Genomic DNA, 11,848 nt, shown 5'->3' with positions numbered 1-11,848 from the left:
TGGTGGCTGCGGGCTTTTTCATTCGTTTATTTTACCAGATGCCGTCACTTAAGTTTTTTTTGACCTGAATCCTTACGTTGAGCTTAATCTGTGGAAAATTACCAAAAAATAATCTAAAACATTAAGGCAAAAAACACGGGTTTGCTGCCCAAAAATAAATGTCTTATTCACTGCGACATACTGGCAATAAAGGCATTTTGGGAAGTATGTCGCAAGTATAGTTCAATAGGGTTGCTTTTCGCGTTAAGCTAGAAGTTAAGAATCCAAAAATAACATCAAAAATCTAAAATGACAGTCACTGAAACCTCCAACATTCGTAAACTGCTATGTGATCCAGACTTAGGGCTGATTCCTCACCTAGAAAAGTGCCTGAAAGATTTGCACTCATCTGCGATCGCCAGTGGAGAGAAATTCAAGGTAGAACCTTATGATATAGAACTCAAAAGCTGCCACACCCAGAAGCATCCCAACGACCAAAAACCCCTCGTCACCCAGTCAGTGTTAATAAAAGTTCCCCTGACTGGAAAAGTTCAAGAAAAGATGCACCTATATCTGATCGCAACTGAGTTGCAGAACCAAATAGACTTCAAAATTATCGACTGGAGTGCCTTAGAACGCCGCCAATACGATATTCAGGGCATCCCTTTAAAGCAGCCGATCACCAAAATAGATGGCCAGATGAATTACGAGTTAGTATTCGATCGACCAACCTACTGCTGCATCACCCTGTGCCGCCAATTTGACTTAACTTACGCCGCCAATTTTTAATTTGGCTTGTAGGGGCTGGTTTCACCAACAATATTTAGGTTGATTGACAATCTATAAAACCCGCCCTATCCCACGGTAAACCCCTTGTACATTTTTCGCATTCAATACAAATCAATGTTGATGTAGATTGTTAGTTGTGTGGGGGCGGGTTTATGTAGATTGTTAGTAGCAATTCGATATTGTTGGTGAAACCCGCCCCTACGAAATCTGGTAACAGTATGTCAAGCCCATCACCAATTCCCAATTCCCAATTATCAATTAATTCAAACCGATCGATTGGCAGTTTCCGCAAGAATCCTCTTAATATCAGCAGGAGTCAGCCTCGGATTAGCTTGTAACATTAAAGCTATCACGCCGGATACCTGTGGCACTGCCATTGAAGTACCCGCAAAATATCGATAGGGAATCCCCGGTTCCGAAAGCGACACAGTTGAATAAACGTCACCAGAATCCGCCCTCCCACCGTCGCCGCCCGCAGCAACAAAGTAATTAATAGTCTCCGCACCCGCCCGGTTAGAATAATCCGCAAACAAGCCATTTCGGGTAACAGCACCGACAGCAATTCCTACCTCATTGGCAAACCGAGCCGGATAATCAGCTTGTGGGCGAGCATCATTTCCTGCCGCCGAAATTACGATCGCGCCTTGAGCTTCAGCCACTCGAATCGCATTCAATTCTTGATCATTCAACTGGAGGCCGCCCAAACTCACATTTATTATTTTTGCTCCATTTGCTACCGCATAATTAATCGCATTAATTTCATCCCTAACTTTGCCTACTCCCGCCTCATCGAGTATTTTCAAAGGCATAATCTTCGCAGTCGGAGCAGTTCCCGTAATCCCAACCCCATCTTTTTTCGCAGCAACTAAACCCGATATATGAGTGCCGTGATTGTTATCATCCATCGGGTCATTATCGTTGTTGACAAAATCCCATCCCCGGAAATCGTCAACAAAGCCATTGCCATCATCATCAACCCCGTTGCTAGCTTTATTGCGACCGATCGCATCAACACCAGTTTCCCCCACATTGCTCCAAATATTCCCCGTCAAATCCGGGTGATTGTAGTCAACTCCGCTGTCAATAACTGCCACCACAATGCCGTCTCCAGTCAATCCCTGGGCCCAAACCTCTGGAGCTTTAATTAAATCTCTGCCCCACTCATCGCCGCCCAAATCGGGAACATCAGGAAAAGTTGCAGTACCTTGAGCTTTAGCAACTGCCGCCGCTGCATTCACCAAACCGAACCCAAAACGAGAGTCAAAACCCTGCAAGTTGCTCGCATTGTTAGTAAAAACAGTTGCCGGGGTTGCAGATAGATTGAGGGAGAAATTTGTACTGCCTTGGTATTGATAAATTCGGACAAAGTAAGTTCCTGCGGCTAAACCGTTGATGTCGATCGACTCCGGCGATAAATCTGGTTCTTGAGAAGAAGCAATAATATCGGTGAAGTCAATAGAATTGTCGCCGTTAAGATCTTTAATTAATGCCACATCAACATCCGCCGTCAAACCGCTGACAGTTAATTTAAAGTCGCTAGTTGCAGACAAAGTAAAGCGGTAAAGGCCGTCTGGCCGAGCATTGCTAACCGAGTCTGCGATCGTTTGAGTGCCGCCCAAAACGCCTAAATCGCGAGCTTGATCGAGTTGGTTGCCCAATACGGTAGTTGCAGAGATGAATGTATTGGCGAGGTCTTGTGGAGATGCGTTGGCTACCAAGCCTAAAATAGCATTGGATTGGCGAATTTTAATTAATGTATTGGAAATACCGGGGGCGATCGATATTTCTTCGAGAATCAAGTCAGCTTCGGTAAGATTGTCAGTCAGGCCGATCGAATCCACAAAACTGTTAAAGTCAGTAATCACGTCTGCTGCAGCCGGATCGGAGACTGCGGAGTCGCTGCGGAGGACAAAGGTATCTGGGCCCAAACCCCCTGTCAGCGTATCTTTGCCGCCATCGCCCACTAAAACGTCGCTGCCACTGCCGCCCTCAACGGCGTCATCTCCCTTACCTCCTTGCAAGGTATCGCTGCCGGCATCGCCAAACAGGAAGTCTGCGCCGGCACCACCGTTAAGCAAATCGTTGTCTGCGCCCCCTAACAGCGTATCGGAATTGCCACCGCCGAGAATGCGATCGTTACCATTATCACCGCTGATTATTTCGGCATCCGACGAACCAACAATAAAATCGTTGCCGCCGAGGGCAAAAAATCCGTTAGGATAAGGAGTCAAAAAGCCCGGAGTCAAGGCGAAACTATTGGGGCTATCATCTAAAAGATAGGAAAGACCGTCAGGGCTCGGGCCGGGCATAGAAATGTACTCCTAGCGAGGTATATCGATCTAAATTTTAGATTTTAAATTTAAGTTTGTGGTTAAAAACGCCCTAAATAGTCTGTAAGGCGGGCATTACGCACAATCTGTAGAGGTCTGCATAGGTTAGGTTAAACAGAGATGTTCCACCATTCTCAATTACTTGTTTAGGAACAGGCATCTTGCCTGTTCCACAAAAATGTTGAGTTATTGTGGAACGGGCATCTTGCCCGTTCTTGACAAGGGTGCAACATCTCAGGTTAAACAGATTTATTCCATCATATCATGCCGTGTAAATCAATCACAATTCCGCCTTAGCCCCTCTAAAATATAAAATCTAAAACAGTATAACTTAATCCCAAATTCAAAATCGGGATCAGAAAATGGGAAAACCACACTTGCATCGAATTCAGAATTTTTTCAACCTCGCGAAGTCGCATTTAAAGCCTTATTTGCGCTATTTGATTTTGGGCGGGACGTTTTTATTTATTGCCAAAGCTTTTTTAACTCACTGGCGAGAAGTCGCGAATATCCAAATTCGAGCCGAAAGTTTGCCGTTGCTGGCGATCGCCCTTGGCGTCACTTTATTTTCTCTAATTTTTGTCGGCTGGGTGTGGATGTTGATTTTGCGAGAATTCCGGCAACCTGTAACTGCCGCCTGGGCGATTCAAGTTTTTCTCAAAACTAATATTGCCAAGTATTTACCGGGGAATATTTGGCATTTTTGGGGTCGAATATTGGAAGCCAAAAAGGCAGGCATTTTCCCCAAAGCCGCTACTCTCAGCGTATTGCTGGAACCACTGCTGATGGCTTCTGCTGGCGTGATGATTGGGTTGATTTGTTTTGACCAATTCAATTGGTTGTTGCGGCTTGTCGGTTGTGCTGCTATTTTAACGGCGATTCATCCCCGAATTTTAAATCCGATCGTTCTCTTTGTAGAGCGGTTGAAGTTATCAAAGAACAATGGGGAAAATTCAAAGGTTGAGGAGGCTGCGGGCGATCGACCAATTTTGCGTTTAGAGTCTAGCTCCAATATAGCTAAAAAAACATCGACTGTCAAGTCCCGCCGCCACATTAATTTGCCACTTAAACGCTATCTTTTAGTGCCGTTAATCGGACAAATGTGTTTTATCGGATTGCGGGGCTGCGGTTTTTTGCTAACTGTAATGGCTTTAACTCCGGTGAACTTTAGCAATATTCCCAACTTGTTCGGTGCTTTTTGTTTTGCGTTTGTTGTCGGTTTAGTCGTACCCGGTGCACCGGGGGGAATGGGAGTATTTGAAGCAACGGCGATCGCCCTGCTGTCCGATCGCTTTTCTACGGGTATAATTTTGAGTGCGGTGGCTTTGTATCGGATAATTAGCATTCTGGCGGATGTTTCCGGTGCTGCTTTGGCAAAGCTCGATCGCCAGCGCGATCGGCACCGTAAGTGAGTGGGAAAATATATAATGCCAGCGGACTTGCCGCGATTAGCCGAGTCGAAAATATGTATTTTTATTAAGATTTTTGGGTTACGTACGTATGCTGGTATAGTTGAGCTTAGACTGAATTTTTTCAAATAATCTGTTTGAGTTCATCAAGGACAAAGCCACAAACAATATAGTCGGAATCAATAAATTTAAGACTGGCAAGCAAACCTAGTTGCTCTCATAAAAATTACAATTTTAGGTATTTGTACCTCAAAGAAACGGGTTTTTTGAGTTCGGGTGTGGTAGTCCTGGATTTATGAAAAATTGTTAACTTTAGGAGATAGGGTACACAGCCATGATGCCAGTTTTATCAGCAGGTGCGATCGAACTTCCGAATCAAATGAACGCGGGCAATGGGAGTTTTGGGGAAAAGAGCGATCGCACCAATAACCCCAGTACAATAGTATTTATCGATGCAGCAGTAACAGACTATCAAAATCTCCTAGATGGAGTGAAATCGGGAGTAGAAGCAATAATTCTCGACTCCCACAGAGATGGAGTCGAACAAATTAGCGAAGTTTTAGCGAATCGCACTAATATTGATAGCATTCATCTAGTTTCCCACGGCGAACCGGGAAGCTTGCAACTCGGTAAAACCCGACTATCTATCGATAACCTAGAAGCTTATAGCCAGCAATTGCAGCAATGGCGGCGCGCTTTAACAATTGATGCAGACATCCTGATTTACGGCTGCAATGTAGCAGCAGCATCCCGCGCTTGTCAGAAAGTCCGCCAGGGAATAAATTCCCTGTCTCAAAGCGAAAGTCGGTTGAAACCGAGATGTTGCACCATTCTCAATAAGCCTTTTATGAACAGGCAAGATGCCTGTTCCACAAGAAAATTCACTCTTTGTGGAACAGGCATCTTGCCTGTTATTGAGAATGGTGTAAGATGTGAGTTGAAACCGACTAAAAACAATTTCATTAAACAGTTATTTCAAGAGGACTTTTGCTATGAGACGGGGGTTGAAACCCCCGGCGGACTCGATGAACCAGCCTTAGATGGTGTCCAATTCCTCCACCGCATTGCATCCCTCACTGGTGCAAATATCGCCGCATCCAAGCATCTCACAGGGAGTGCAAAATTAGGGGGGAATTGGGAACTCGAAACACAAATCGGCAACATTAAATCGCCCCTAGCATTCGAGTCAGACGCAATGGAAAATTATGCGTCTGTTTTGGCTATTTATACCGTTACCAATAGTTCCGATAGCGGTACAGATTCTCTGAGAGATGCCATCAACAAAGCCAATTCCAATCCCGGATCAGACACAATTAACTTTAACATTCCCGGTACTGGCCCTTATACCATTAACCTTTTCGGTCAAGCCTTACCTGTCATCACCAGCCCAGTTATGATCAATGGCAAATCTCAACCTGGATATGCTGGAAAACCGATAATTGAACTAAATGGCAGTTTAGTACAACAACCAGCCTCATCTGCCAATTATATTTATATTAATGGTTTAGATTTAGGCAAAAGCCCTTTTGGTGGCGCCGAAGATTCCAGTGGCAGTACCATTCAAGGATTGGTTATTAACGGATTTGGAAAGGGCGGAAATTCCGGCTTAGGTCACGGCATTGGAGTACAGACTAACAACAATACCATCCAAGACAACTACATTGGTACTGATATTAGCGGTACGACTGCTGTAGCCAACACTTTAGCTGGGATCAGAATCCAAAGTTACACTCAAAACAATCCTCCTAATGTCACCCCCCTAACAGGCAATATTATCTCGCGCAACGTCATTTCTGGCAACGAAGGTATTGGAGGTATATTTATTGCTGGGCCAGGGTCAGGGGGAGTCACCAACACCAAAATTACTGGCAATTACATCGGGACTGATGCCACGGGGACAATAGCTTTAGGTAACAAGGGTGATGGCATTTTTATCTTAGGCAAAAACTCGAATAATACTATCGGCGGCACTGCACCTGGAGAAGGTAATATCATTGCTAACAATAATCGCAGCGGTATGGAGGTTGCTAGTAAAAATGCCACCAGTAACACTATTCAAGGCAATAGCATTTTTAACAACAAACGATTAGGAATTGACTTAATCGGTAATAATGGTGTCACTTCCAACGATTTAGGCGACGCCGATACAGGCAGCAACAACCTGCAAAATTACCCGGTTCTGACCTCAGTTAGCGGCAACACAGTTAGCGGCATTCTCAACAGCACTCCTAATGCCAATTTCCGCGTCGAATTTTTTGCAAATACCAGTTATGACCCCGCAGGCGCAGGTCAAGGTCAAACTTTCCTCGGCTTCCAAGACGTTACTACAGATAGCGCTGGCAATGGTAATATCAACTTCGCCTACACTCCAGTAGCAGGCAAACAGGTTCTAGCTGCTACTGCTACTAATAAAACCACAGGCGATACCTCGGAATTTTCTCGTCGCAATCAATCTCCTATTAATTCAATACCGGGAAGAACCACAACCACTACAACTAACCCGAATAACATTACCATCAACAGCGGAGACTTCGTATATAACGTTTTAGCGACACCCTATCCGTCTGCTATTGACGTTTCAGGTGTAACAGGAAAAGTAGACAGCGTTACCATCACTCTCAACAATGTTCAAACTTCTAACTCTGCCAATGGTGGACCGCAGAACATCAACCTCTTGCTAGTTGGGCCCGAGGGACAAAATGTGGTGTTAATGTCTCACGTTCCATCTGAACCACTCAACAACGTCACGCTGAAGTTGGATGATAATGCAGCCTCTTTTCTTTCTAGTTTTCCTTTTGTTACAGTACCAACTATCGCTTCAGGAACTTACAAACCGACCAACTATTCACTGAGCGGTTTTCTTGATGTTTATCCCTTTTTGTATAACGATACGCCAACGCCAACACCGACAGGGGCACCAGAAGGGCCTTACGGTTCGACTCTTTCTGTTTTTAATAAAACTAACCCCAACGGCACTTGGAAATTGTATGCAGTTGATGCCAACCAAGAGAATAGTAAAGCTTCCAATGCTACTACTCCAGGAAATATTGCCAGTTGGAGTGTAAACATTTCGACTGATATCGGCAAAGAAACGACGACTCAAAATACTCCTCGCATCTTTTCTGCTAGCAACGGCAATAGTATCTCTGTATCGGATTTAGATAGCGAGTCGGTGGAAGTTAATCTCAGCGTTACCAGCGGCACTCTTACACTCAAGTCGCTGACGGGAGTTACCGGATCGGGGAATGGCAGCAACAGCCTGATTTATACGGGAAAACAGGCTGATATTAATGCTGCTTTAGATGGTTTAACTTATACGCCGAATCTGAACTTTAGTGGCACCGATACGCTGACTTTGACGACAAACGATCGCGGAGCTCCAGAATTAGGCGGTGCTCAAACCGATAGCGATCGTGTGGATATTACCGTCAATCCAACCACTCCGACTCCAACCACTCCGACTCCAACCACTCCGACTCCAACAACTCCGACTCCGACAACTCCGACTCCGACAACTCCGACTCCGACAACTCCGACTCCAACCACTCCGACTCCAACAACTCCGACTCCAACAACTCCGACTCCAACAACTCCGACTCCAACCACTCCGACTCCAACCACTCCGACTCCAACCACTCCGACTCCAACCACTCCGACTCCAACAACTCCGACTCCAACCACTCCGACTCCAACCACTCCGACGCCTGCGGAAACTTCTACTCCGACGCCGACTGCTGCTGAAACTCCGACGCCAACACCAACGCCAACGCCTGCGGAAACTCCGAACCCAACACCAACACCAACGCCAACGCCTGCGGAAACTCCGAACCCAACACCGACACCAACGCCAACGCCTGGGGAAACTCCGAACCCAACACCGACGCCAACGCCAACACCGACGCCTGCGGAAACTCCGACGCCAACACCGACGCCAACACCATCAGTACCTGTTGTTACAACAGGAAGTGATACTGATTGCATTTGCAATACTATTGAGTATCCAACAGTTGATCGCCCAAACCAAGCTAACAATATTATCAACGGCAATGGTAGCGGTGAAATTCAGTTTGGTACACCGGAAAATGATGCTTTTTACGGCAGTCCAAATCCGAATATTTTCGATGCGGATTTAGGCGATGATAACCTCTACGGCGGTGAAGAAGACGACATCCTTTACGGCAACCGAGGCAATGATTTCATTGAGGGCAACCACGGAGATGATATTCTTTTTGGTGGCAAGAATAATGACATCATCCTTGGCGGTGAAGGCGAAGATATCATCTTCGGAAATCGCGGCAATGATTCAATAAATGGTAAAGAAGACGACGACTTAATTTTTGGCGGTGAAGGTGCTGATTTTATCGACGGCGGCAAAGGCAGCGATCTCGCATTTGGAGGCAAGGGAAATGATATAATCTTCGGCAGCGAAGGCGAGGATTCTCTCTATGGCGATTATGGTAATGATACCCTCTGCGGAGGTGCTGGCAATGATTGTCTGACTGGAAGTGCTGGCAATGATTTGCTAGACGGGTGCGATGGAAATGATACTTTCTTTGGTGGCAAAGGTAATGATACTTTGATTGGCGGTTTGGGGGAAGATTGTCTAATTGGAGGTGCTGGGAGCGATCGCTTTTTACTGTCTGCCAATTCTGGTATCGATATTATTGCCGATTTTGAAGCTGGAAAAGATTTGCTGATGCTAGCTAATGGCTTGACATTCGAGCAATTAACTCTTACTGAAAATAGCGGTGCAACATTGATTCAGTTTGGGCAAACAGGAGAAATTATAGCTGCTTTAAACGGAGTTTCTTCTAGCAGAATAAGCGCCAGCGATTTCAGTTTAATTTAAACAATCTCACAACTGACGCACCACCCAATAAATGGTGCGTCAGTATTATACTTTCCCTGCCGATCGAGCATCTCCAAACTGACGCACCCTACCGCAACTTTCTCTTTCTCCTCTACCTCTGTGTCCTCTGTGTTCTCTGCGGTTAAAAACTCTAATTCTTATATGAATTAAAGCATTTTTTCCAGAAATTGCTTGGCCCGATCGCACTTCGGGTTACTAAAAAACTCCTGCGGCGGCACATCTTCCGCCACCTTTCCGCCATCCAAAAACAATATCCGGTGGGCGACTTCCCGCGCAAAACCCATTTCGTGAGTCACAATTGCCATTGTAATTCCAGTTTTGGTCAAAGCTTTCATCACATCTAACACTTCTTTAACCATTTCTGGATCGAGTGCAGAAGTCGGTTCGTCCATCAACAAAATTTCCGGTTCCATAGCCAAACAGCGGGCGATCGCCACGCGCTGTTTTTGTCCCCCCGAAAGCTTAGAAGGATAAACCTCCGCCTTATCCGACAAACCGACTTTTTCCAGCAATTCTAACCCCTTCAGACGCGCCTCATCCTTAGCAACCTGCTTCACCTTTACAGGCGCATAGGTTACATTTTGCAGCACTGTCATGTGCGGGAACAAGTGGAAATGCTGAAAAACCATCCCCACTTTCTGGCGGATTTTCATAATATCGGCCTTCGGCAAAGTGATATCTACGCCGTCAATGTAAATCTGTCCTGAAGTCGGAACTTCCAGTAAATTCAAACACCGCAGAAAAGTAGACTTGCCGCACCCCGAAGGGCCGATAATGGCAATCACTTCTCCTTGATGAATCTCAGTAGTTATCTCGCGCAAAACCTTAAGATTGCCAAAAGATTTATACAGGCGATCGACCTTAACTGCTACTTTGGAGTCTGCGTTCGAGTACATTGGCCCCCCAAGTTAAACTAAGCACCATCAAATAATAAATTGCGCCGACAAATATCAAAGGTTCAAAGTAAATATACTTTTCTGCTCCCACAATTGTAGCGCGGCGCAGCAAATCTTCTACGCCAATTACTGAAACTAAAGCTGAATCCTTCAGCAAAGCAATACTTTCATTCACCAATGCAGGCAAAATATTTTTCAACGCTTGCGGCAAGATAATATCGCCCATCATCAGTTTGTAGGGAACGCCAAGGGATTCTGCGGCTTCTTTTTGACCTTTATCTACGGCTTGAATTCCCGCGCGGATTGTTTCGGAAATATAAGCCCCAGAATTCAGGAAAAAAGTAATCACGCCAGCTTGCAGCGCTGATATATTATAGCCCGTAAGCTGCGGCGTTGCAAAATAAACTAAAGTCAACTGCAAAATTAGCGGTGTTCCGCGAAAAATTGAGGTGTAAGCAGTGGCAAACCAAAACAGCGGTTTAATGCTAGAAATCTTAAACAGAGACAGCACGATTCCCCAGATAAATCCGAGAAATGCCGACAGCAGGGTAAAGGTTAATGTTACCCAGATTCCGCCTAAAATATAAGGTAAATTCGGCGCTATTTTGCCAAAATCCAACCCTAATTTTGCCTTTGCCGGAGACGGATTTGCTTGAGCCGGTTCAGTTGCGATGGATCGAGAAAACCACTTAGTAGCTAGTTCCTTAATTTTACCGCTGGCTTTCATTTGCTGGAGGACTCGGTTGAATTCTGGAACTAATCTCGAATTTTTGCCAAAGGCGATCGCCGAACCGCTTTCTTCAGTATTCGGGATTGTGTTAAATTCCAAGTCCGGGTTCGCTTCTGCATAACCAGTAGCGACAGTATCCTCAATCACTCCCGCCGCGAGACGGTTCGCTTTAACTTCTTGAATGATATCAGGAATTCTATTCAGAGCAGCCAGTTGCACACCTGGCATTTTTTTCACAGCTTCTTGCTGAATGCTTCCGAGTTGAACGCCTACTTTTTTCCCGGCTAAATCTTCAGCTTTGGTCAAATTGCTGCCTTTATTGGCGACAATTGTATTTTGAGCTTCGTAGTAAAGGTCAGAAAAAGCAACATTTTTTTTCCTTTCTGCTGTGGGAGTCATTCCGGCCATCACAAAATCGGCTCTTTTGGCCTGCAAAGCGGGAATTAAGCCGTTAAAATCCATGCCAATTACTTTGAGCTCGTAGCCTAATTTTTTAGTAATATATTTGGCAATGTCGATGTCAAAACCGATGATTTCGTTGCCACTAACAGCCGTATCTTTAAATTCATAGGGCGGGTAGTCTGGGGAAGTCGCCAGTGTTAAAGTTTTGTTGGCTTGGGCGTAGCTGGCGATCGCAATTAAACAAAAGGCGATCGCGATCGCCGCCGCCAGCATTGATTTTAATTTTAAACGTTTCATATCGAACATTGTCCTAAAACATCCCCTCGCCCAGTTAGAGTCGATAGAGGCGTTGCCACTTCTACCTCTGTCGGGTAAGGTTCGAGCGTCGCCGCTCTCCCCTCCCCTGAGAACGCAGCATGAGAGTTTCCAACTCACTGCGCTCA

6 protein-coding genes are annotated in these 11,848 nt (G+C 45.4%); 3 read left to right on the top strand and 3 right to left on the bottom strand.

The window, feature by feature from the left end:
- The first annotated feature begins 288 nt into the window (after nt 1-288).
- On the top strand, nt 289-768 hold the full coding sequence (locus QUA44_RS29510; protein ID WP_333257192.1) for a hypothetical protein: 480 nt from the start codon (nt 289-291) through the stop codon (nt 766-768).
- Between the two features lie 263 nt (nt 769-1,031).
- On the opposite strand, the gene QUA44_RS29505 is transcribed toward QUA44_RS29510, so the two are convergent.
- Nucleotides 1,032-3,077 carry a S8 family serine peptidase gene (locus QUA44_RS29505; RefSeq protein WP_333257189.1) on the bottom strand — a complete coding sequence of 682 codons (2,046 nt, stop codon included), beginning with the start codon at nt 3,075-3,077 and terminating at the stop codon, nt 1,032-1,034.
- Nucleotides 3,078-3,460: 383 nt separating this feature from the next.
- On the opposite strand from QUA44_RS29505, the gene QUA44_RS29500 reads away from it, so the two are divergent.
- Entirely contained in the window at nt 3,461-4,510 is a 1,050-nt protein-coding gene (locus QUA44_RS29500; RefSeq protein WP_333257187.1) for a lysylphosphatidylglycerol synthase domain-containing protein, read from the top strand.
- A gap of 331 nt (nt 4,511-4,841) precedes the next feature.
- Nucleotides 4,842-9,356, top strand: coding sequence for a DUF4347 domain-containing protein (locus QUA44_RS29495; RefSeq protein ID WP_333257184.1), 4,515 nt, complete (start codon nt 4,842-4,844; stop codon nt 9,354-9,356).
- Nucleotides 9,357-9,523: 167 nt separating this feature from the next.
- Here QUA44_RS29495 and QUA44_RS29490 read toward each other — a convergent pair whose 3' ends face one another.
- Both QUA44_RS29490 and QUA44_RS29485 read right to left on the bottom strand, forming a co-directional pair.
- Complete coding sequence (locus QUA44_RS29490; RefSeq protein ID WP_333257181.1) at nt 9,524-10,273, bottom strand: amino acid ABC transporter ATP-binding protein; 750 nt, start codon at nt 10,271-10,273, stop codon at nt 9,524-9,526.
- The coding region (locus tag QUA44_RS29485) for an ABC transporter substrate-binding protein/permease (protein ID WP_333257178.1) at nt 10,239-11,848 on the bottom strand (1,610 nt) is incomplete at its 5' end. The genes QUA44_RS29490 and QUA44_RS29485, both read right to left, overlap by 35 nt.

The sequence above is a fragment of the Microcoleus sp. N9_A2 genome, from assembly GCF_036701775.1.
Taxonomy (GTDB): domain Bacteria; phylum Cyanobacteriota; class Cyanobacteriia; order Cyanobacteriales; family Microcoleaceae; genus Microcoleus.
This window is presented reverse-complemented; position numbering and strand designations above follow the sequence as displayed.